The 21,718-nt window shown below is 67.6% G+C and carries 20 protein-coding genes and 1 tRNA gene; 11 read left to right on the top strand and 10 right to left on the bottom strand.

Annotated features, from left to right (window positions below; genetic code table 11):
• Nucleotides 1-108: 108 nt before the first annotated feature.
• On the top strand, nucleotides 109-1,449 hold the full coding sequence (gene lysA / locus A5688_RS02940; protein ID WP_068268045.1) for a diaminopimelate decarboxylase: 1,341 nt from the start codon (nucleotides 109-111) through the stop codon (nucleotides 1,447-1,449).
• A 113-nt stretch (nucleotides 1,450-1,562) separates the two neighbouring features.
• Here the strand turns inward: lysA and A5688_RS02935 are convergent, their stop codons facing one another.
• On the bottom strand, nucleotides 1,563-2,156 hold the full coding sequence (locus A5688_RS02935; RefSeq protein WP_007776775.1) for a TetR/AcrR family transcriptional regulator: 594 nt from the start codon (nucleotides 2,154-2,156) through the stop codon (nucleotides 1,563-1,565).
• Nucleotides 2,157-2,318: 162 nt separating this feature from the next.
• On the opposite strand from A5688_RS02935, the gene A5688_RS02930 reads away from it, so the two are divergent.
• The 8 genes from A5688_RS02930 to pth all read left to right on the top strand — a co-directional run bounded on the left by A5688_RS02930 (nucleotide 2,319) and on the right by pth (nucleotide 8,669).
• Nucleotides 2,319-2,390 (top strand) — tRNA-Gln (locus A5688_RS02930).
• Nucleotides 2,391-2,513: 123 nt separating this feature from the next.
• The gene (gene glmU / locus A5688_RS02925; RefSeq protein ID WP_067912387.1) at nucleotides 2,514-4,010 is read left to right on the top strand and encodes a bifunctional UDP-N-acetylglucosamine diphosphorylase/glucosamine-1-phosphate N-acetyltransferase GlmU; all 1,497 of its coding nucleotides are present in this window, start codon (nucleotides 2,514-2,516) and stop codon (nucleotides 4,008-4,010) included.
• 103 nt (nucleotides 4,011-4,113) lie between these two features.
• Nucleotides 4,114-5,094, top strand: a complete 981-nt coding sequence (locus A5688_RS02920) for a ribose-phosphate diphosphokinase (RefSeq protein ID WP_067834148.1) — start codon at nucleotides 4,114-4,116, stop codon at nucleotides 5,092-5,094.
• Nucleotides 5,095-5,451, top strand: a complete 357-nt coding sequence (gene arsC / locus A5688_RS02915; RefSeq protein ID WP_067912383.1) for an arsenate reductase (glutaredoxin) — start codon at nucleotides 5,095-5,097, stop codon at nucleotides 5,449-5,451.
• Nucleotides 5,452-5,489: 38 nt separating this feature from the next.
• Entirely contained in the window at nucleotides 5,490-6,113 is a 624-nt protein-coding gene (locus A5688_RS02910) for an LpqN/LpqT family lipoprotein (RefSeq protein WP_207546587.1), read from the top strand.
• A gap of 54 nt (nucleotides 6,114-6,167) precedes the next feature.
• On the top strand, nucleotides 6,168-7,037 hold the full coding sequence (locus A5688_RS02905; protein ID WP_067912380.1) for an oxidoreductase: 870 nt from the start codon (nucleotides 6,168-6,170) through the stop codon (nucleotides 7,035-7,037).
• Nucleotides 7,038-7,412: 375 nt separating this feature from the next.
• Nucleotides 7,413-8,081, top strand: coding sequence for a 50S ribosomal protein L25/general stress protein Ctc (locus A5688_RS02900; RefSeq protein ID WP_067834156.1), 669 nt, complete (start codon nucleotides 7,413-7,415; stop codon nucleotides 8,079-8,081).
• 12 nt (nucleotides 8,082-8,093) lie between these two features.
• On the top strand, nucleotides 8,094-8,669 hold the full coding sequence (pth, locus tag A5688_RS02895) for an aminoacyl-tRNA hydrolase (RefSeq protein WP_067834158.1): 576 nt from the start codon (nucleotides 8,094-8,096) through the stop codon (nucleotides 8,667-8,669).
• Nucleotides 8,670-8,675: 6 nt separating this feature from the next.
• Here the strand turns inward: pth and A5688_RS02890 are convergent, their stop codons facing one another.
• The 5 genes from A5688_RS02890 to A5688_RS02870 all read right to left on the bottom strand — a co-directional run bounded on the left by A5688_RS02890 (nucleotide 8,676) and on the right by A5688_RS02870 (nucleotide 14,717).
• Complete coding sequence (locus A5688_RS02890; protein ID WP_067834160.1) at nucleotides 8,676-10,310, bottom strand: fatty acyl-AMP ligase; 1,635 nt, start codon at nucleotides 10,308-10,310, stop codon at nucleotides 8,676-8,678.
• A 345-nt stretch (nucleotides 10,311-10,655) separates the two neighbouring features.
• A complete protein-coding gene (locus A5688_RS02885) occupies nucleotides 10,656-11,612 on the bottom strand; it encodes a 4-(cytidine 5'-diphospho)-2-C-methyl-D-erythritol kinase (RefSeq protein ID WP_067834162.1) in 957 nt (318 codons plus the stop codon).
• A 60-nt stretch (nucleotides 11,613-11,672) separates the two neighbouring features.
• Complete coding sequence (gene rsmA / locus A5688_RS02880) at nucleotides 11,673-12,626, bottom strand: 16S rRNA (adenine(1518)-N(6)/adenine(1519)-N(6))-dimethyltransferase RsmA (RefSeq protein WP_067912378.1); 954 nt, start codon at nucleotides 12,624-12,626, stop codon at nucleotides 11,673-11,675.
• Nucleotides 12,590-13,717 carry a resuscitation-promoting factor gene (locus A5688_RS02875; RefSeq protein WP_207546585.1) on the bottom strand — a complete coding sequence of 376 codons (1,128 nt, stop codon included), beginning with the start codon at nucleotides 13,715-13,717 and terminating at the stop codon, nucleotides 12,590-12,592. The genes rsmA and A5688_RS02875 overlap by 37 nt, the downstream gene beginning before the upstream one ends.
• A gap of 157 nt (nucleotides 13,718-13,874) precedes the next feature.
• The gene (locus A5688_RS02870; RefSeq protein WP_068268043.1) at nucleotides 13,875-14,717 is read right to left on the bottom strand and encodes a TatD family hydrolase; all 843 of its coding nucleotides are present in this window, start codon (nucleotides 14,715-14,717) and stop codon (nucleotides 13,875-13,877) included.
• A gap of 32 nt (nucleotides 14,718-14,749) precedes the next feature.
• On the opposite strand from A5688_RS02870, the gene metG reads away from it, so the two are divergent.
• Nucleotides 14,750-16,303 carry a methionine--tRNA ligase gene (gene metG / locus A5688_RS02865; RefSeq protein ID WP_067834178.1) on the top strand — a complete coding sequence of 518 codons (1,554 nt, stop codon included), beginning with the start codon at nucleotides 14,750-14,752 and terminating at the stop codon, nucleotides 16,301-16,303.
• Nucleotides 16,304-16,468: 165 nt separating this feature from the next.
• Nucleotides 16,469-16,831, top strand: coding sequence for a PAS domain S-box protein (locus A5688_RS02860; protein WP_067834179.1), 363 nt, complete (start codon nucleotides 16,469-16,471; stop codon nucleotides 16,829-16,831).
• A gap of 15 nt (nucleotides 16,832-16,846) precedes the next feature.
• Here the strand turns inward: A5688_RS02860 and A5688_RS02855 are convergent, their stop codons facing one another.
• The 4 genes from A5688_RS02855 to A5688_RS02840 all read right to left on the bottom strand — a co-directional run bounded on the left by A5688_RS02855 (nucleotide 16,847) and on the right by A5688_RS02840 (nucleotide 21,553).
• Nucleotides 16,847-17,899 (bottom strand): polysaccharide deacetylase family protein, encoded by a 1,053-nt coding sequence (locus A5688_RS02855; RefSeq protein ID WP_067912373.1) that lies wholly within the window; start codon nucleotides 17,897-17,899, stop codon nucleotides 16,847-16,849.
• A 13-nt stretch (nucleotides 17,900-17,912) separates the two neighbouring features.
• Entirely contained in the window at nucleotides 17,913-19,949 is a 2,037-nt protein-coding gene (locus A5688_RS02850; RefSeq protein WP_067912369.1) for a hypothetical protein, read from the bottom strand.
• 151 nt (nucleotides 19,950-20,100) lie between these two features.
• Nucleotides 20,101-20,811, bottom strand: coding sequence for a TetR/AcrR family transcriptional regulator (locus A5688_RS02845; RefSeq protein ID WP_067834183.1), 711 nt, complete (start codon nucleotides 20,809-20,811; stop codon nucleotides 20,101-20,103).
• Nucleotides 20,812-20,881: 70 nt separating this feature from the next.
• Nucleotides 20,882-21,553, bottom strand: coding sequence for a TetR/AcrR family transcriptional regulator (locus A5688_RS02840; RefSeq protein ID WP_067834188.1), 672 nt, complete (start codon nucleotides 21,551-21,553; stop codon nucleotides 20,882-20,884).
• Between the last annotated feature and the right edge of the window lie 165 nt (nucleotides 21,554-21,718).

Raw genomic sequence — 21,718 nt, 5'->3', positions numbered from 1 at the left:
TCTAGGGGCGCCGCCGGACACGCCGAACCGCGTCAAAATCGAGCTCGCTGCCGTCAAGGGATCGTAAGAAGAGCCCCAGCTGAATACCCGCGGGCGCACGTTGGATTCATGACATTGCTGGACATCCTGCCGTCGCTCGGTCACGCGGCCCCCCCGCGATTCGATCCCGCGATCTGGCCCCTGACCACCCACCCCGACGAGGAGGGAAGGCTCTGCGTCGGCGGTGTACCACTGGCCGATATCGCCGACGAGTTTGGAACCCCGGCCTACGTCATCGACGAAACCGACTTCCGGCATCGCGCCCGCCGCTACCGCAAAACACTGCGCGACGCCGAGATCGTCTACGCCGGGAAGTCGCTGCTGAGCACCGCGGTGGCCCGCTGGGCCCGCGAAGAGGGCCTCGGCATCGACGTCTGCTCCAGCGGCGAGCTGGCCGTCGCCCTCGCCGGCGGCGTCGACCCCGCACGCATCGTCATGCACGGCAACGCGAAATCACCCGACGAACTGCGCGAAGCGGTGCGCGTCGGCGTGGGGCGCATCGTGCTGGATTCCGGCATGGAGATCGCCTACCTCGCCGGCCTCGCGCAACGGCGCCAACCCGTGCTCATCCGGGTCACCCCCGACATCGACATCCACGGGCACCGCGCCGTCACCACCGGCGTCACCGACCAGAAATTCGGGTTCACGCTCCACGGCGACCGGGCCGACGTCGCTGCCCAGCGGTTGCTGTCGCACCCCATCCTCGATCTCGTCGGACTGCACTGTCACATCGGCTCACAGGTCACCGACCCCGCCCTGTACGGCGAGGCCATCCACCGGATGATCGCCGCGATGGCCGATATCCGGGCCCGGCACGGCGTCATCCTCACCGAATTGAACATCGGCGGCGGGCACGCCATCCCCTATGTCCCCGGTGATCGCGAGTTGAATGTCGAGCAGCTGGCCGACGTCATCGAGAACGCTCTCGACGAGGCCTGCGCCGCAGAGCATTTCCCTCGCCCACAGCTCGTGGTGGAACCGGGTCGGGCCATCAGCGGCCGGGCCGGCGTGACGCTGTACCGGGTGCGTTCGATCAAGACCCAGCCCGGTGGACGGACCTTCGTCGCGGTCGACGGCGGGATGAGCGACAACCCGCGGGTGTCGCTGTACGGCGCGCAGTACACGGCCGCGCTGGCCAACCGGCATTCGCTGGGGCTCAAGCAGCGGGTCACAGTCGTCGGCCGGCATTGCGAGGCGGGCGACGAGATCGCCCGCGACGTCGAGCTTCCGGCGGACCTGCACCCCGGCGATCTGCTGGCCGTGGCCTGCACCGGCGCCTACCACCACAGCATGGCGTCGAACTACAACATGGTCGGCCGCCCCGCGCTGGTGGCGGTCAGGGACGGGCGGGCGCGCGAACTGGTGCGCCGGGAGACCGTTGCCGACCTGCTGGCCCGCGACTGCGGCTAAGTCGGGCCGCCCTGGGGGCACCCTTCCCGCTCGCCGAGCGTAAGCGCACTGCGACAAATCACGCCGAAAATCGCAGTGGGCTTACGCTCGCGAAGCATGGGGAAGCCGACCGGCTATTCGTCCTGCAGCCGCGGGTCGGCTTCCAGGTGGGTCAGCCCGTTCCACATCAGGTTGACCAGGTGCGCGGCCACCACTTCTTTCTTGGGCTCCCGGGTGTCGAGCCACCACTGCGCGGTCATCGACACCGAGCCGACGAGCGCCTGGGCGTACAGCGGCGCCAGCCCGGGATCCAGGCCGCGACGGGAGAAGTCGCCGGCCAGGATCGAGCTCACCTGGTTGACGGCGTCGTTGAGCAGGCTGGAGTAGGTGCCCGAGCTGATCGCGGCCGGCGAGTCGCGGATCATGATCCGGAAGCCGTCGGTGCGCTCTTCGACGTAGGTGAGCAGCGCCAGGGCGACCCGCTCGACGCGCACCCGGGACCGGTTGTTGGTCAGCGACGAGGTGATGCCGTCCAGCAGCGCCGACATCTCCCGGTCGACGACCACGGCGTACAGACCTTCCTTGCCGCCGAAATGCTCGTAGACGACCGGCTTGGACACGTTGGCGCGCAGCGCGATCTCCTCGATCGAGGTGCCCTCGTACCCGCGCTCGGCGAACAGCGTGCGCGCGATGCCGACGAGCTGTTGCCGGCGCTCGGTGCCGGTCATCCGGGCGCGCGGCGCCCGCACCTCTTTATCGGGTTCCTTGTCCAGCACGGCCACGTCAATCAGCGTATCGGTCAACAGCCGACAAGCGGCGCGCATCGTCGTCAGACTAAAGTCTTGTTGGCGCGGTCGGGGTTCAACCCGTCGCTCGCCATGGGTTAGCGATCCGTCGTGGTGTAATCGGCAGCACCTCTGATTTTGGTTCAGATAGTTCAGGTTCGAGTCCTGGCGACGGAGCTTCAATTGCGTGTTGCGATATCCCATCGTTTTTTGCCTTCACCGCAGCTGAAGTGACACGCTTGACGGCGTGCGGCGCTTCCGCGCGCAGCCCGCGCGGGACAAACCCAACGAGGAGGGTTGATGTCGTCTCCCGGTGATACCGCGGTCCTGGTGCTGGCGGCCGGGCCCGGCACCCGGATGCGGTCGGACACCCCGAAGGTCCTGCACACCCTCGGCGGGCGCAGCATGCTGGCCCATCTGCTGCACGCGATCACCAAGGTGGCTCCGCAACACCTGGCGGTCGTCTTGGGCCACGACCACGAGCGCATCGCGCCGCTGGTCGCCGACTGGGCCGACGCTCTGGGACGTCCCATCGACGTGGCCCTGCAGGAGCGGCCCCGCGGCACCGGTGACGCTGTCTTGTGCGGCCTGTCCGCGCTGCCCGCCGACTACGACGGGGTCGTCGTCGTCACCTCGGGCGACACCCCGTTGCTGGACGCCGACACCCTGGCCGACCTCATCGCCAGCCACAGCGCGGCCCCGGCGGCGGTCACGGTGCTGACCACGACGGTGAGCGACCCCAGCGGCTACGGCCGCATCCTGCGGACCCAGGACAACGAGGTCATGGCGATCGTGGAACACGCCGACGCGACGCCGTCTCAGCGCGAGATCCGTGAGGTCAACGCCGGCGTCTACGCCTTCGACACCGCGGCGCTGCGCTCGGCGCTGAACAGGTTGGGTTCCAACAACGCCCAGCACGAGCTCTACCTGACCGACGTCATCGCCATCCTGCGCGGCGACGGTCTGGCCATCCATGCCCGCCACGTCGACGACAGTGCACTGGTGGCCGGCGTCAACAACCGCGTCCAACTCGCGCAGCTGGGCGCCGAACTCAACCGTCGCATCGTCGCGGCCCACCAGATGGCAGGCGTCACCATCGTGGACCCCGCCACCACCTGGATCGACGTCGACGTCGCCATCGGCCGCGACACCGTCATCCAGCCGGGGACGCAGCTGCTGGGCCGCACCCACGTCGGTGGTCACTGCGTCATCGGCCCGGACACCACCCTGACCGACGTCAGCGTCGGTGACGGCGCCTCGGTGGTGCGCACCCACGGCACCGCGTCGTCGATCGGCGCCGGCGCGACCGTCGGCCCGTTCACCTACCTGCGGCCGGGCACCGTGCTCGGCGACGACGGCAAGCTCGGCGCGTTCGTCGAGACCAAGAACGCCACCATCGGGACCGGGTCGAAGGTGCCGCACCTGACCTATGTCGGGGACGCCGACATCGGCGAACACAGCAACATCGGCGCGTCCAGTGTGTTCGTCAACTACGACGGCGAGACCAAACGGCGGACCACCATCGGCTCGCACGTACGCACCGGCTCGGACACCATGTTCGTGGCGCCGGTGACGGTCGGCGACGGCGCCTACACCGGGGCGGGCACGGTGGTGCGCAACGATGTGCCGCCCGGAACGCTGGCGGTGTCCGCGGGTCCGCAACGCAATATCGAAGGGTGGGTGCACCGCAAGCGCCCGGGCAGCGCGGCCGCGCAGGCGGCCGAAGCCGCCGAGAAAGCCGCCGGTCAGGGCGCCCCACAGGTCTCCAACGACACCCCCACACCAGGAGCCGAATAGACACCGTGAATTTGCTAGTCGGCAACCCGGCCACATTTCCGTACGATTCGCTTCGTACGATGGGGCCTTCCATCCCCCACCCCGATATGGCGAGGGCAGCGCGTTGAGCCACGACTGGACCGATAACCGCAAAAACTTGATGCTCTTCTCCGGCCGTGCGCATCCGGAGCTGGCCGAGCAGGTCGCCAAAGAGCTCGACGTCCACGTCACCGCGCAGACCGCGCGGGAGTTCGCCAACGGTGAGATCTTCGTGCGGTTCAACGAGTCGGTTCGCGGGTGCGACGCGTTCGTCCTGCAGTCGGCGCCGGCGCCGGTGAACGACTGGCTGATGGAACAGCTGATCATGATCGACGCCCTCAAGCGGGGCAGCGCCAAGCGGATCACCGCCGTCATGCCGTTCTATCCCTACGCCCGGCAGGACAAGAAGCACCGCGGGCGCGAACCGATCTCGGCTCGGCTGGTCGCCGACCTGCTCAAGACCGCCGGCGCGGACCGCATCGTGACCGTCGACCTGCACACCGACCAGATTCAGGGCTTCTTCGACGGGCCCGTCGACCACATGCGCGGGCAGAACCTGCTGACCGGCTACATCCGCGACAACTACCCCGACGGCAACATGGTGGTCGTCTCGCCGGACTCCGGCCGGGTGCGCATCGCCGAGAAATGGGCCGACGCGCTGGGCGGCGTGCCTCTGGCCTTCATTCACAAGACCCGGGACCCGCGGGTGCCCAACCAGGTGGTGTCCAACCGGGTGGTCGGTGAGGTGCAGGGGCGGACCTGTGTCTTGATCGACGACATGATCGACACCGGTGGCACGATTGCCGGCGCGGTGAAGCTGCTGCGCGACGAGGGCGCCGGCGACGTGATCATCGCGGCCACCCACGGCGTGCTCTCCGATCCGGCCGCCGAGCGGCTGGCCGCCTGCGGCGCCCGGGAAGTGATCGTGACGAACACCCTGCCGATCGGCGAGGAGAAGCGTTTCCCGCAGCTGACGGTCCTGTCCATCGCGCCGCTGCTGGCCAGCACCATCCGAGCCGTCTTCGAAAACGGCTCGGTCACAGGGCTATTCGACGGAGACGCCTAGATGGCTGCCAAGCCAGACCAAGCCGTCATCTACCACAATCCACGCTGCAGCACCTCCCGCAAAACGCTGGACCTGTTGCGCGACAGCGGCTTTGACCCCACCGTCGTCGAGTACCTGAAGACCCCGCCATCGCGCAGCGAGCTGGCGAAGATGATCCGCGACGCCGGCATCGACGTGCGCACCGCAACTCGCAAGCGCGAGTCGCTATTTGACGAGCTGAATCTCGCGGACGCGACCGATGACCAGTTGCTGGACGCCATGGCCGAACACCCCATCCTCATCGAACGTCCCTTCGTCGTCACGCCGAAGGGCACTCGGCTGGCCCGCCCGATCGACGCGGTCCGCGAGATTCTGTGAGTCGGCTCGGCGGCCGCGCGGGCGTTGCCGCCGCCGCGATGATTGCGGCGGCCGTGTCGATCGCCGGGTGTGCGCCGAAACCGCCTGATTACCAGTCGATCCTGTCGAAAACCTCGACGACCGAAACCACGAAGCCGACCGAGAAGCCGGTCCCCCTGTCGCAGTATCTGCAGAGCATCGGGGTGACCGGAGAGCCGGTGGCACCGGGATCGTTGCCCGACCTGACGGTGTCGATCCCGACCCCCCCGGGCTGGTCGCCGTTCACCAGCCCGAACATCAGCCCGCAGACGCTGATCATCTCCCAAGGCGGCAAGTTCCCGACGGCGCGGCTGGTGGTGTTCAAGCTGAACGGTGACTTCGACCCGGCCCAGGTGATCAAGCACGGCAACGACGATGCGCAACTGTTCGAGAACTTCAAGCAGCTGGACGCCTCGGGCGCGCCCTATAACGGATTTCCCTCGTCGATGATTCAGGGCAGCTACGACCTCGACGGCGGCATGCGGCTGCACAGCTGGAACCGCATCGTCATCGCGACCGGGTCAGGGCCCGCGCACCCGCGTTACCTGGTGCAGCTGACCATCACGGGCTTCGCCAATCAGGCGGCCGCGCAGTCGACCGACATCGACGCGATCATTCACGGGTTCGTCGTCGCCGCAAAGTAGACGGACGTCGGGCAACAGGCGGCCCGGGGGTGGTGGCCACTAGTGTTGTCAGCCATGACTGGCTGGACCGCCGCAGATCTACCGTCGTTCGCTGAACGAACCGTCGTCATCACCGGTGCCAACAGCGGGTTGGGCGCCGTGACCGCCCGCGAGCTGGCCGGGCGGGGGGCCACGATCATCATGGCCGTCCGCGACATCCGCAAGGGTGAGACCGCGGCCCGAAAGATGGCCGGTCAGGTCGAGGTGCGCGAGCTCGACCTGCAGGACCTGTCGTCGGTGCACCGGTTCGCCGACGGGGTGAGCAAGGCCGACGTGCTGATCAACAACGCCGGCATCATGGCCGCCCCCTTCGCGCTGACGGTCGACGGCTTCGAGACCCAGATCGGCACCAACCACCTCGGCCACTTCGCGCTGACGAACCTACTGCTGCCCAAGCTGACCGATCGGGTGGTGACGGTGTCGTCGATGGCGCACTGGGCCGGAAGCATCAACCTCGACGACCTGAACTGGCAGGGACGGCGGTACTCGCCGTGGCTGGCCTACAGCCAGTCCAAGCTCGCCAACCTGCTGTTCACCAGCGAGCTGCAGCGTCGCCTGACTGCGGCCGGTTCCCCGCTGCGCGCGCTCGCGGCGCACCCCGGCTACTCGCATACCAACCTGCAGGGCGCCTCCGGCCGCAAGGTTGGTGACACGCTGATGTCAGCCGTCACCCGGGTGGTCGCCACCGACGCCGATTTCGGCGCCCGGCAGACCCTGTATGCGGCGTCGCAGGATCTGCCCGGCGACACGTTCGTCGGGCCGCGGTTCGGCCAGGTCGGCCGCACCCAGCCGGTCGGGCGCAGCCGGCGTGCCCGGGACACGGCCACCGCGGCGGCGCTGTGGGCGCTGTCCGAGCAGCTCACCAAGACCAGTTTTCCGCTCTGAAGCCCTGCCGTCACGTGGGCCACGGCTGCCACACCAGCCCCTCGGCGAGCCGGTGCACCTTTTGCCCGCCTCTGAGCGACAACCGGGGGCGCACGCGGAAGGCGCGGTATGCCCGCGACGCCCGCGAACGGCCGTCGATTGTCGCTCAGAGGCGGGCACTTACCACACCGCTCGGGCGTGTGACTGGTGTGACGCACCGTGACGCACGCCCCGCGGCCGGCACCGAATTTCCCCTCTGAGGTGCGGATGCGCTAACCTGACCGGGCGTCACGGCGAGGGTGGCTGGCTGGCCAGCACCGTTATCGACGGAGACCGACGAATCGTCGCGACCCCGGCCGTGCCCCGAAACACAGGCGAGCACACAGGAGCGACAAGATGGCCAAGCAAGCACTCAACCAGTTGAAGGTCGCGGTCCGCGCCGAGACCGGCAAGGGTGCGTCCCGGCGAGCCCGCCGCGACGGCAAGATCCCGGCCGTCCTCTACGGCCACGGCAGCGACCCCCAGCACCTGGAACTGCCCGGCCATGACTTCGCCGCGGTGCTGCGGCACGCGGGCACCAACGCCGTACTGACCCTGGACATCGACGGCAAGGAGCAGCTGGCGCTGACCAAGTCGCTCGACATCCACCCCATTCGCCGCACCATTCAGCACGCCGACCTGCTGGTCGTGCGGCGCGGCGAGAAGGTCGTCGTCGAGGTCCGCGTCGTCATCGAGGGCGAGGCCGTGCCCGGCACCCTGGTCACCCAGGACGCCAGCGCCATCGAGATCGAGGCCGACGCCCTGTCGATTCCCGAGCAGTTGACGGTGTCGGTTGAGGGCGCCGAGCCCGGCACCCAGTTCACCGCCGGACAGATCACCCTGCCCAAGGGCGTCAACCTGATTGCCGACCCGGAGACTCTGGTGGTCAACGTGGTCACCGCGCCGACGGCCGAGGAACTCGCCGAAGAGGGCGCGGGCGAGGTCACCGAGGAAGCCGCGGCGGCCGAAGGCGAAGAAGAGGGCGAGGCCGGCGAGGAAGAGGCCGCCGAAGCCGAGTCCGAGTAGGCGGATCGCGACGTGGCCGAGCCGTTGCTGGTCGTCGGCCTGGGCAATCCCGGAGACAACTACGCCCGGACCCGACACAACGTCGGGTTCATGGTCGCCGACCTGCTCGCGGCGCGGATAGGTTCGAAGTTCAAGGCGCACAAGCGTTCCGGCGCCGAGATTGTCAGCGGCCGCCTCGCCGGGCACTCGGTGGTCGTGGCCAAACCGCGCTGCTACATGAACGAATCCGGCCGTCAAATCGGCCCGTTGGCGAAGTTCTACTCGGTGCCCCCGGGCGACATCATCGTCATCCACGACGACCTCGACCTGGACTTCGGCCGCATCCGGCTCAAGATCGGCGGCGGCGAAGGCGGCCACAACGGTCTGCGTTCGGTCGCTAATGCTTTGGGCAGCAAGGACTTTCAGCGGGTTCGCCTGGGCATCGGCCGCCCTCCGGGGCGCAAGGATCCAGCGGCGTTTGTACTGGAAAATTTCAACGCCGCCGAACGCGCCGAGGTGGCCACCATCTGCGAGCAGGCCGCGGACGCCACCGAGCTGCTGATCGAAGTGGGCTTAGAGACCGCGCAGAACCGCGTCCACGCCTGGTAGGCCGGACTAGGTGACCAGGCTGACGGAGGTGGATCGGCGCAGCTTGCCCGACGGCGTCTTCGGGATGGTTCCCGGACCCAACACCACCACGTTGCGCGGCCGCACGTCGACCTCGGCCACCACCTCGCGGGCGACCTGGTGCTCGATGCGACGCACCTCGGCCTGGTCCTGGAAGGCGTTGGACTCCACCGCCACCGCGAAGGTCTCCCGCGAGTGGCCGGCGTCCAGCCGCACCGCCACGGCGCAGCCGGGCCGCACCCCCTCGACGCGGCACGCGGCGCGCTCGATGTCGGTGGGATAGATGTTGCGGCCCGCCATGATGATGACGTCCTTGACCCGGCCGCACACCACCACGTGGCCGTCCTCGGTCAGGTAGCCGAGGTCACCGGTGTCGTACCAGCCGTTCTCGTCCTGCGCCGAGATGAAGCCGCCCATGGTGAGGTAGCCGGGCGTCAGCGACTCGCCGCGCAGCTCGATGACACCGACGCCGCGCGGCGGCATCACGTCGCCGTTCTCGTCGATGATGCGCGCCTCGAGGTCCTGCAGCAGCGGACCGAGCGTGGCCAGCCGGCGGGTGTTGCCCTTGGCGGCCGGCACGGCGCGGCGCAGCGCGGCCAGCAGGTCGGCGTCCACCTCGTCGACCACCAGGCCGGCGTTGCACTCCGAGAACGACACGGCCAGCGTGGTCTCGGCCATGCCGTAGGCCGGCAGGATCGCCGCCGGGTTCAGGCCGAACGGCGCGCCCGCGTCGAGCAGGTCCTCAACGTCGGCGGGCTCGACGGGCTCGGCACCGGACAGGGCGAAGCGCAGGGTCGACAGGTCGAAGTCGCCGGGCTTGGCGTTGCGGCGCAGCCGCTTGGCCAGCAGCGCGTAGGCGAAGTTGGGCGCCGCGGTCATGGTGCCCTTGTACTTGTCGATGAGCTTGGCCCACAGCAGGGTGTCGCGCAGGAAGTCCATCGGGGTGACCTTGACCAGCTCGGCACCGAAGTACATCGGGATGGTGAGGAAGCCGACCATGCCCATGTCGTGGAAGCAGGGCAGCCAGCTGACCATGACGTCCTTGTCGACGTCGTACTGGGCGCCGATGAACATCGCCTCGGCGTTGGAGTAGATGTTGCGGTGGGTGATCTGCACCGCCTTGGGGGACCCGGTCGAGCCGCTGGTCAACTGCATCAGCGCGAGTGCGTCCTCGCCGACCTCGACGGGTTCGATGGGTTCCGCCGCGAGCAGGTCAGCCACGGTGAGGACCTTGATGCCCTTCTCCTCGAGCACCGGGACGGCCACCAGGAACGGCTCCGAGACGATGACGGCCTGCGCCTCGATCATGCCGATGACGTTCATGGTGTCCTCGGCCCACACGGCCAGGTCCGTGCGCGGCGTGGGCTGGTGCAGCATGGTAAGGCTGGCCCCGCGCATCCACAGGCCCTGTGCCGTCGGCGCGATCTCCACCGGGTAGCCGGCGAGCACACCGACGGCGTCGTCCGGCCCGATGCCCGCGGCGGCCAGGCCACCCGCGATGCGGCGTGCGCGCTCGTGGACCTCGCCCCAGGTGTGGCGGACCGGTTCGTGGGGTTCACCGGTGACCATGCCCGTCGTCACCGACCGGGCATTGCGGTACATCTTCTCGGTAAACCTGCTCACAAAAACCTCCTCGGTTCCAGCGGTCGTCCCAACGCCCGGAATCTCATGTTCCGCCCGTTGGGTAACACTTCGCCGCAAGCACGCAAACACAGTTGGGTGGCGGTTAGGTCTCGGATCGATGATGCGTCCGCGCCCGCCGCACCAAAGCGGCGCCGATGAGCGCGAAACGGGCCCGAGAAACCTTGCCGGGCCCGATGCATTAAACGTCCGCCGGAACGCCCGGCGGACGATGAAATTAAGTGATCTTGCTCAACGCTTCCCGTCACCGCGCATTATCTTAAACTCCTCTTAGGGAAGCGCCAAACGAATGCGCGAATTGCGGTTCTTTTCACACCTCAGGGGGTGTCACACCTCGGTGGGTGCGGGGACCACCCGCGCGCCCGCCACCGGTCCACTGGCCACCCGCACCGTGCGGCAGACACCCGCCCCGGACACCTCGGTGCCGACGTCGACCGCCGCGGCCGCCGACGGGCACAGGAAGGCACATGTCGGGCCCGAACCGGACACGATGCCGGCCAGCGCCCCGGCCTGCACGCCGGCGCGCAACGTCCGGCGCAGTCCGGGGTGCAGGCTCACGGCGGCCGCCTGCATCTCGTTGCCCAGCAGCGGCGCCAGCTGCTCGGCGTCGCCCGCGGCCAGGGCGGCCAGCACCGGGCCGGGCGCGGGCAGGCGGGGCGGATCCCCCGCCTCCCGCAGTCGGTCCAGTTCGGCGAAGACGGCCGGCGTCAGCAGCTCGCTGTCGGCGAATGCCAGTACCCAGTGAAAGGTGTTGCGGGACAACACCGTAGCCAACTCCTCGCCGCGGCCGGTACCCAGCGCGGTCCCGCCGTGCAGGGCGAACGGCACGTCGCTGCCCAGCCGCGCGGCCAGCATGCGCAGGTCGCGGCGGGGCACGTTGAGTTCCCACAGCGAGTTCATCGCGACCAGCACGGCCGCCGCGTCGGCGCTGCCACCGGCCATGCCGCCGGCCACCGGAATGGACTTGTCGATCATGATCGACACGTCCGGCGCGCGGCCGACGTGTTCGGCCATCAGCTCGGCGGCCTGCCAGGCGAGGTTGCGTTCGTCGGTGGGTAGCTTCTCGGCGCCTTCGCCGACGATCTCGAGCGAGAGCACATCGGCATTGCGGACCGTCACCTCGTCGAGCAGGGAAACCGCCTGGAAGACGGTGTTCAGCTCGTGGTAGCCGTCCTCGCGGCGGTCACCGACCGCCAGGTAGAGGTTGACTTTGCCGGGCACCCGAACGGTGACCGACCCGGTGGGCACCCATTGCGCAGCGGTATTGCCGTCAGATGCGGACACCGCAGCAGACTATCGCTGCCACCGGCCAACCACACGCAACGGCGCCCCTGCGGTCGGCCGTCAGCCGGCCGAGGCCCCCTGTTGCGCGGCCGGTGCGGTCGCCTCGAGGGTGCTGTCCGGCCGGTCGGCGGACCGCTGCAACAACCGCACGAAGTCGTCGATCGAGAGGGTCTCACCGCGGCGGGCCGGGTCGATGCTGGCGGCCAGCAGCCGGTCCGCCGACTCGTTGCCCGAGCCGGCCCATTCCACGAACGCGTTGCGGCAGGTCTTGCGCCGCTGCCCGAACGCGATGTCGACCAGTTCGAACACCTGTCGGCGGAAGGCTTCGTCGGTCGGCCACGGCGAGGTGGCGTGCCGGTCGATGCGGACCAGCCCGGAGTAGACGCGGGGAATCGGCCAGAAGACGGTCGGCGACACCGTGCCGCACCGGCGAACCTTGCCGAAGAAACGAACCTTGACGCTGGGCACGCCGTACTCCTTGCCGCCCGGCTCCGCGGCCAGGCGCTCGGCGACCTCGGCCTGCACCATGACCGTCACGACCCGAATGGACGGGAACTCGGCCAGCAGGTGCAACAGCGCCGGGACCGCGACGTTGTACGGCAGGTTTGCGACAACGGCGGTCGGCGTCTCGGCCAGCTCGTCGCGGCGCATGGTCAAGACGTCGCGGTTGACCACCGTGAGGCGCTGGATTTCGCTGTTGGAATGCTCGGCGACGGTGTGGGGCAGCCGTTCGGCCAGTACCGGGTCGATTTCGACGGCGGTGACGGCGGCACCGCGGTCGAGCAGGGCCAGGGTGAGCGACCCCAGGCCGGGCCCGACTTCCAGGACGTGGTCAGACCGGCTGACCCCGGAGATCGACACTATCCGGCGCACCGTATTGGCGTCGTGCACGAAGTTCTGGCCGAGCGATTTCCGTGGCCGAAACTCAAGTTCTTTGGCCAGCCGCCTGATCTCGGTGCGTCCGAGTAGCCGGATGGTCAGCGTGCACCAGCTCTTCCACTGCACACCGGCCACGCGCCCCAGCCCTGGCGCTCTCGGGTCACCTCGGCGACGGTGATCTGCTCCTCGCGGCTGGCGAGGTCGGCACGGGAGGCGAACCGCAACCCGCCGTTGCGCTCCCAGGTGCCCTGATCGAACTGCACACCGCCGTAATACCCGTTACCGGTGTTGATTGCCCAGTTTCCGCCGGCCTCACAGCTGGCGATCGCATCCCAGATGGAGCCGTCGCTGACCGGGGGCACTTCGGTGCCTGGCTTGGTGCCGATGCGGACCACCGAATCGCGGGCGGGCGTGACCACCGCATTGGCGATCGGCAGCCGCCCGGTCTCGACGCCGTTGACCGTGGCCACCGAGAAGGTGACGTCCTGGGTGCCCGGGCTGCCCGGATCCTCGACGACCTGGCGGCTCATGTTCATACCCGGATCTTCGATCCGACGGGCGGTGGGCGGCAGCGGGATCCGCTCGGTGACCTGCTGGATCCGGTTCCGGGTGACCTGGACTTCCATCCCGTCGACGATCGGCGCCGTCGCGGCGGGCACCACCTGGTCGCTCTCGACCAGCGGCGCGCCGGCGGCACTCAGCAGGCCGGCGACGTTCGGCGCCGCCAGGTGCACCGTGCGGATCGCACCGGCGTCGTTGATGCGGACCGTCTTGGCGCTGACGACGGGCAGCGCCATCCCGGCCAGCGGCACGCGGCTGCCGCGGTTGGCAGCGGCCGGGGCCGTGTCGGTCATGGCCAGCTGCGCCAGCGCCTCGTCCACCGTGGATGCGGTGGTCCACACCTGCTTGGTGTCGCGGCCGTCCAGCGAGATCTGCAACGGGCGGCTGCGGCGCAGCACGATCTTGCCGGCGTCGTGCACCGGGACATCACCGGCGGGATAGAGGTCGTCGCGCTCGTCGATGACGAACCCGTTTTCCTCGACGACGTCGATCACCCGCGACTTCATGGTGGTCACCCGCATGGCGACTCCGTCGACGGTCAACGTCACCGTCTTGCACACCGAAACCGCATAACTGCCCGCGAATGCCAGGACCACCAGCAGCCCTCCGACCACGAGCCGCAACATCGGCGAAGGATTCTGATGAAGTTTTGTCAATACAGTCAACGCGCGCTACCCAACCCTCAACAACCCACTCATTCAGCAGCAAGTCACAAATTAAGGGCCCGCAGGCCCCACCGTTCGATCACAAGACGGTAACGAACCGGTCAATGTTGGGCAACTCCGACGCGGCGATGTTATAAGAATCGCCTGGTCGTGCACCTCAACTTGTGACCAATCCATACACCCGCCGAGCATTGCCCGTTGTCGTCTCGGCCAGCTCTTCCGGGCGACGATCCACCAGTTCGGCGATCGCCCGAACAGTATAAGGAAGGCAATAGGGCTCGTTCGCCGTCCCCCGATAGGGATGCGGCGTCAAATAGGGTGCATCGGTCTCCACCAGCAGCTGCTCCGGCGGTATCAACGGGATGGCCTCGCGCAGGGCGCGCGCGTTGCGGAAGCTCGCGGTGCCGGACAAACTCAGCAGCCACCCGGCGTCCACGCAGCGGCGGGCCATGGCGGCATCGGACGAAAAGCAGTGGAAGATCACGGCGTCCGGAGCGCCCTCGGCAGCCAGCACGTCGAGCACCTCGGCGTCGGCCTCCCGGTTGTGGATCATCAGCGGTTTGCCGCACCGCTTCGCCAGGTCGATGTGCCAGGCGAACGCCTCCCGCTGCGCCGCCGGCTCGGCGCAACCGTCCAGGCGTCCGGGCCAGTACAGGTCCAGGCCGGTCTCGCCGACGGCCACCACCCTGGGATGGGCCACCAGTCGCTCGATTTCGGCGCGGGCGGCGTCGTCCAGCGCGCCGGCGCGGGTCGGGTGCAGCGCCACCGCCGCATAAACCCGCGGGTCCCAGTCGGCGGCGCGGGTGACCCAGCGCGCCGAGTCCAGGTCGTCGGCGATCGTGACGACCGCGCCCACCCCGATGCCCGCGGCGCGGTCCACGATGGCCCGCACCCCCTCGGGGTCTTCGGCGCCGCACGCGTCCAGGTGGGTGTGGGCGTCGACGAGCGGGCTCAACGGCTCGGGGGCCGGGGGCGGCTGACGTTGGGAACTCACGCGCACACAATAAGGTGGCCCCAATAAGGTTGAGGGCGATGAGGCCCTATTACGTCACCACCGCGATCACGTATCCCAACGGCGATCCGCACGTCGGGCATGCCTACGAATACATCGCCACCGACGCCATCGCCCGGTTCAAGCGGCTCGACGGGTTCGATGTCCGGTTCCTGACCGGCACCGACGAGCACGGCCTCAAGATGGTCGAGACGGCAGCGGCCGAGGGCATTCCCACCGCCGAACTCGCGCGGCGCAACTCCGACGTGTTCCAGCGCCTGCAGGAGAAGCTGAACATCTCCTTCGACCGGTTCATCCGCACGACCGACGCCGACCACATCGAGGCCTCCAAGGCGATCTGGCGGCGGATGCAGTCCGCCGGGGACATCTATCTGGACGCCTACTCGGGCTGGTATTCGGTCCGCGACGAGCGGTTCTTCGTCGAATCGGAGACCGCGCTCGTCGACGGGACCCGGATCGCCGTCGAAACCGGCGCCCCGGTCACCTGGACCGAGGAGCAGACCTACTTCTTCCGGCTCTCGGCGTATGCCGACAAGCTGCTGGCCCACTACGAGGCCAACCCGGACTTCATCGGGCCCGAGGTCCGGCGCAACGAGGTGGTCAGCTTCGTCTCCGGCGGGCTGCGCGACCTGTCGATCTCGCGCACCTCGTTCGACTGGGGCGTGCAGGTGCCCGAGCATCCCGACCATGTCATGTACGTCTGGGTCGACGCGCTGACCAACTACCTGACCGGCGTCGGCTACCCGGACACCGAATCCGAGCAGTTCCGCCGCTACTGGCCGGCCGACCTGCACATGATCGGCAAGGACATCATCCGATTCCACACCGTGTACTGGCCGGCGTTTTTGATGTCGGCCGGAATAGAATTGCCGCGCAGGGTTTTCGCGCACGGGTTCCTGCTCAACCGCGGGCAGAAGATGAGCAAGTCGGTGGGCAACATCGTCGACCCGGTAACCCTGATCGAGACGTTCGGCGTAGACCAGCTCCGCTACTTCCTGCTGCGGGAGGTGCCGTTCGGTCAGGACGGCAGCTACACCGAAGACGCCATCGTCACCCGGATCAACTCCGATCTGGCCAACGAACTGGGCAACCTGGCCCAACGGTCGTTGTCGATGATCGCCAAGAACCTCGATGGGGTCGTTCCGGAACCCGGTGAGCTGATCGCCGCCGACACCGAGTTGTTGACGACGGCCGACGGGTTGCTGGACCGCGTCCGGGCCGGTTTCGAGTCGCAGGCGATGCACTTGGCCCTCGAAGCCATTTGGCTGATGCTCGGCGACGCCAACAAATACTTTTCGGCGCAGCAGCCCTGGGTCTTGCGCAAGAGCGAATCCGTGGCCGATCAGGCCCGCTTCCGCACCGTCTTGTACGTCACCTGCGAGGCGGTCCGCATCGCCGCACTGCTGGTCCAGCCCGTCATGCCCGAATCGGCCGGCAAGCTGCTCGATCTGCTCGGACAGCCCCACGACCAACGGACATTTGCCGCCGCCGGCGCCCGGCTGGCACCCGGCACGGAGCTGCCGGCTCCCACCGGTGTGTTCCCCCGCTACCAGCCTGTTTCCCAAGTCGAGTGAGCGGTCGTCAAACGGCCCGACAATTCGGTTGAGGATCAAGCGAGTTCGACGACGCGGCCAATACTTGTGTGGCACTTTGGACAAAAGAGTCCAACATATCTTCTGGTATAGACCATAATTCTCGGTGTGGAACGACGCCAGAACAGGCAACAGAGCCAATCGCCGATGACGACCCTCAAGGAGCTGCCCGCGCTGGTTGTGCTGGAGCGGATCCCGGTTCCCGTGCTGGCCATCGGCGACGACGGCAGTATCTTGTTCGCCAACACCGCATTTGCCGACATGATGGGCTACGAGCCGGACGAGGCTCTGACGCTGCGATTCGAGCAGATCTTCCATCAGGCCCCGGCATCGGACTCGCTGCTGGCGACCGTCCACGCTCTCGCGAACATGGTCGTCGAGCTGGCACACAAGGACGGCTCGGTCGTGCGCGCGATGATGAGCAAGTCCGCGGTGCGGCGGGTCGACGACCAGTTCGCCCTCGCGGCGTTCCAGGATCTGACCGAGCAGCTCTGGGAAGAAGCGCGCTAGCGCCACCGCCCCCGTTCAGCGGCGCGCCGGACCGGCGGGCCGGCGCCGGCGCGGCAGGCCGCCGGAGACCGTGAGGCGGAAATGGTCGAACGAGCAATTGCTACCCACCGCCAACCGGGGCAATGCCAGCGGGTCGCAGCGACGATCGGCGAATCCCGGCGCGGTGGACAGCGCCCAGCGCACGCCATGGCGGCGCAACGCCTCCTTGGCCCGGGCGTCGAAATCCTGTAACCGGCCATTCGGGTAGGCGAAAACGGTTGACGGCAGGCCGGTCTCACGTTCGAGCGCCGCGCAGGAATCCGCAATCTCCTGCTCCACCTTGCCGTCGGCGCACCGGGCGAGGATCGGGTGGGTCACCGTGTGCGGATACAGCGTCACCAGAGGGTCTTTGGCCATGTCACGCGCTTCGTCCCAGGTGAGCATCCGGAACGGGCCGGGGTCGCGGTCGTCGCGGTATCCGAGTGCGCGCAGGATCGTGTCGAGCGCTTCGATGCGTTCGGCGTCGGCGAGGTCCTTCAATGCCTCGACGGCCGCCACGTAGACACCGCCCCGTTGGGCGCTGCCATCGAGCTGATGCGTCCCCAATCCCAGTGCGGCCAAATCCACTTCGGCGGCAGTGCTGCGGGCGATCGCCAGCCACAGCCGGTCGGGCCACAGGGTTTCGCCGGTGCCGATCGGGCCGGTAGCGAGGAACACCGCCGCGGGCAGATTCAGTTCTTGCAGCACCGGCAGCGCGTGTGACGCGAGGTTGTGGGTGCCGTCGTCGAACGTGATCGCCAGGGCACGCGGCGGCAATGTCCCGGCGATCAGTGCCGCGAGGGCCTCCTCGAGCGGCAGGACGTTGAAGTGCCTACGCACGTACTCCAATTGGCGGCGATACAGCGCCGCGTCATTGACATGCCAGCAGGGCGGCGACAGCGGCCGGTCTTCCACGCCGTGGAACATCAGGATGGCGAGCACGTCGCGGTGCCGTCGCCGCGCCAGCGCCGGAACCCCGGCGGCGCAGAGCAATCCGGCCGCGATGTTCTTGATGGTCGGGCGCGCCGGGATGCCTGCGACTCGTGCCATCACGCTGCAGGCTCTATCGGCGCCGCCAGGATTCGCGTCGCACGCGCCACAGGATCACCCCTGCGCCCACGATGGCCACCGCGACCCAACCCGCCCCGAACCACCACAGCCAGTCGAGGTCGGAATGGCCGCCGGATCCCCCGGCGGACGCGCCGGGCGCCAGCGGCGGATGGTCGACGGTCACCGGGTCTTGCCCCGGTACCGACACCACCGCAACGCCTTTGAGCCGCTGCCAGTGCTTGTTGTTGTCGCTCTTGAGCCACCTGATCAACTCGTCGAGTTGTCCGGGCGCTCCGTTGGACGTCGCGATCAGCAGGGAACGGCCGCGGTTGAAAACCGTTTGGAGAGAAGCGAACCGCAGCACCGGGTCCAGCGTGAGCTTGGCGGGCTTGTCACCGGATCCGACGGCGTTGACGGTGATCGGACCGCTGGGCCCCGCGGCCACCGGGAGCACCACGTCGGACTGGTTCCACCCGTCGGCGGAGATCAGCAGCGCGGGATTGGAGGAATCGATCGCTTGCTTGACGCTGGTGACGGTGGTGTCGATCGGGATCGAGCTGATGCGCTGCAGGCCCACCATGATGTCGAGCGCGCGCACGGTGTCGATGAAGGAGTGCTCGGCGACGCCCACCTGAACGCGCGGCATCAGCGTTTGGGGCACCGATTGAAAACCGTCCGGCACCGGCGGCGCGGCGGAACTGCTCGCAATGATGCTGTCGCCGCTGATGTTCAGCGTCAGGAGCTGGTTGCCGGGCCCGGCGGTGTAGAAGTCTCCGCAATGGCCGATGTTGCTCGCGACGTCGAGCACCAAATCAACGCTGGTGTATCGCTGTAGCAGTCGGTCCGGGACGTCGACCCACCGGTCGATGTCGCCATGGCCGTCGGTCGGCCAGTGGTCGATGGTGTCCGGGCCGACGGTTACCGCGATCTGCCCGCCGATGTTGGTCGGCGTCGGTGTGTATGAGCCGCGCAGATGCACCCGCACCGAGTGAACGGATCTGCCAAACCGGGTCTGGTCCACTCCGATCGACACCCGCGGCTGTAGTGAAGTCGAGTTGGCAACGGACTGGCCAAGTTCGCGCAGCGTGGCAGTGTCCCCCGGCAATTGCACTTTGGGCTTGGGTGATTCCACCGAGGCCTTGGACGACAGGGCCAAATCCGACAGGTTGCTGAACAGCACGGCCGTGTCCGACTCGTCGGTGCGATTCAGTGGACCCGAAATCAACAGCCACGGCACACCGGAGGAGCCTTGCAACGAAAGCCCGTTGTCCGGGCCCTCTTTGACGACGACCTGGCGTTCCAGCGATTGCGGCGGCGCCGGCGGCGCGCCCTGCCCTTCCTGCAACGGGATCACCGTGATGTCGGGCGCCTGCTTGCCATAGTGCGCGGCCGCGGAAGTGGCGAGTTGAATTGCGGTGTCGGACTCGGCCGTCGACGGCGATTGCGGCAGATAGATGGTCAGCTTCCGTAGGACCGGCGGCAAGAAGTGCGACACCGTAGTGGGCGGTAATTCGGTGCCCGTGTAGTTGACCGTCCCGTTGGCCAGACGCAGCGGGCTCTCCGGATACAGGCAAGCTCCGTCATTCGGCACCAGATAGGCACGCAACGTCACCGTCAACCAATTGTCGATCACCTCTGCCCCGCCCAATGGAATGACGATCGGGGCCTGATCGGTGTTGGGCAGATTCAGCCGCGCGAGGGTGCGCTCGCCCTGCGACACGGTGAGCAACCCGGACCGCAGATTGATCGGTAATTCGACGGTGGCATTGAACGCCGCCGGGGTCAGCCCGTGCAGTACCGGAAGGGAAAGCTGCTGGCTGCTCGTCAGGCCCCAGAACTCCAGATTCGCCGAGGCCCCAATGTCCGTCATCGACAGCGTCGTCGTGGTTGTCGTCGCCGAGGTCGACGTCGATGTCGAGTCCGACGGCGTGGTCGGGTCGGCGGGCGCGCCCCACGATGCCGGAGCGCTCATCACCAAAAATCCGACGACACCGGCCAGCGCAATTACTCGGCGGAGAGATTTCCGGTACATCACCGGAACAGTATGCATTGTTGAAAGCGCTTCAACCCCAATAACGGAATCGCCGTCGTGGCGACCGCGAAAAGGCGTCTCGCACCAACTCTTCGAAGATCCTGCCATTGCCGGCTATCGGTGAACAGATCGTCAGACGGGACGCCCGGGCGAGGGCGCTCATCGGGAACTACTCGGTTTTTGATTCCGCTGCGGCCTGGTCGCGGGCGGCCCTGGCCGCCGCATGGCGCATTTCTTCGCGCCGCAGGAATTGCTGGAAGTAGGGCAGCGAGGCTTCCGAGACAACGCCGGGGAGCAGCAGATTCCACATCTGATGCAAGCGCGCGGTGGGGTCGCCGATGATGTTGCCGATTCGGCCGTGGCTCGATATGGCGCCGGTCACCAACCGCGCCCCGAAGATGGTGCCGATGATCGACGCGCTGAGCACGTCGGGGTCGATTTCGCCACGAAGGTCGCCCTCCTTGATCGCTCGCCGCGCCTCCTGCGCCGTTTCCAGCATCAGGTTCGCGAAGAAGCGTGAGGCCGCTTCGTTGAATCCGCTTAACGCCGTGGCCAATTGCGCGGCCGCGCGGGCCATTTTGTCTGAACTCAACACCTCGACGATCGTGAATGTGCCGTGTAGCAGGTTTTCCAGCCCCGGCGACGACGCACCGCAGACGTTGCGGAAAGCGCTCAGCAGCGTGTCGGAGCCTTCCTCGATGATGTTCGCGGCCAACGATTCTTTCGAATCGAAGTGGTGATAGAGGGCGCCCTTGGTCATTCCCGTTCGCTCGATGATGGTGCTCCATCCAGCGGCCGCATACCCGACGTCACCGAACACTTCGATCGCGGCATCGAGGATTTTTCGACGGGTGGCTTCAGACCGAACTTGGCGCGCCATTGTGCACGCACCTCCGGAGTCTCATCGGATGCGCGGATCGCTCGTCGCGTTTCACGTTGCCCCGCACCTGCTAGTCGGTATCCGCGGAACTGGTGTTGATGGCGAGTGCCGCACGCCGCCTGAGGAATTGGTGAAAGTACTCGGCGCGGTCCGGCTGCAGCACCCCGGTCAGCAGCAGGGACCAGCACTGCTCCAGGTCGCGCAGGAAGCGTTCCGGGTCGTCCAGGTTGCTGGTTTTCCGCAGCCCCATGTGCAGCGAGACCATCAAACGGCCGAGGTCCCGCGGGTCGCAGTCAGCACTGATGTCGCCCTCGGCTTTGGCTTGCTCAGCGACGCTGGCCAGGGCTTTGATCCATTGGTCGAACAACTTTTCCTGCAGCCCGTCGGCCAGGCCGATCGATTCCATCAGGTTCAGGCCCGACCTGACGACATCGGTCTTGATGTCCTTGATGGCGATCAAGTAGGAGAAGTCGATCAGGGTCTCGAGGCCCGAGAGCCCGCGCGACAGCAGGTCCCGCACGGCTTCGGCGCCGGACTCGGTCTGAAAGTCGATGATCGCGACCGCCAACGCGTGCTTCGACTTGAAGTGGAAGTACATCGCGCCCTTGGTCAGTTCGGCCTCGGCGAGAATGTCGTCGAGGCCGACGTCGTGGTAGGGGCGCCGGGCGAACTGATGGGACGCGGCCCGCAGAATCTGCTGCCGGGTCGCGTCCGCTCGTCCATCGGTCGAATGGGTCGTCATCGCTGTCGAAAACTCGATTTCCCCGTGGCGCGAGTTTTGTCCCGAATGCCCAGGCCGAAGCCGACGCCGCGGGCCGTGCCGCCCGCTGTCACGTCGACAAACGCCTTGCTCCAGCAGGGCACAACTACCTCGGTTCTTCAGGGGTTGGTGCGAACACGTCGCTCA

Source organism: Mycobacterium mantenii (assembly GCF_001667865.1).
Taxonomy (GTDB): Bacteria; Actinomycetota; Actinomycetes; order Mycobacteriales; family Mycobacteriaceae; genus Mycobacterium; species Mycobacterium mantenii_A.
This window is presented reverse-complemented; position numbering and strand designations above follow the sequence as displayed.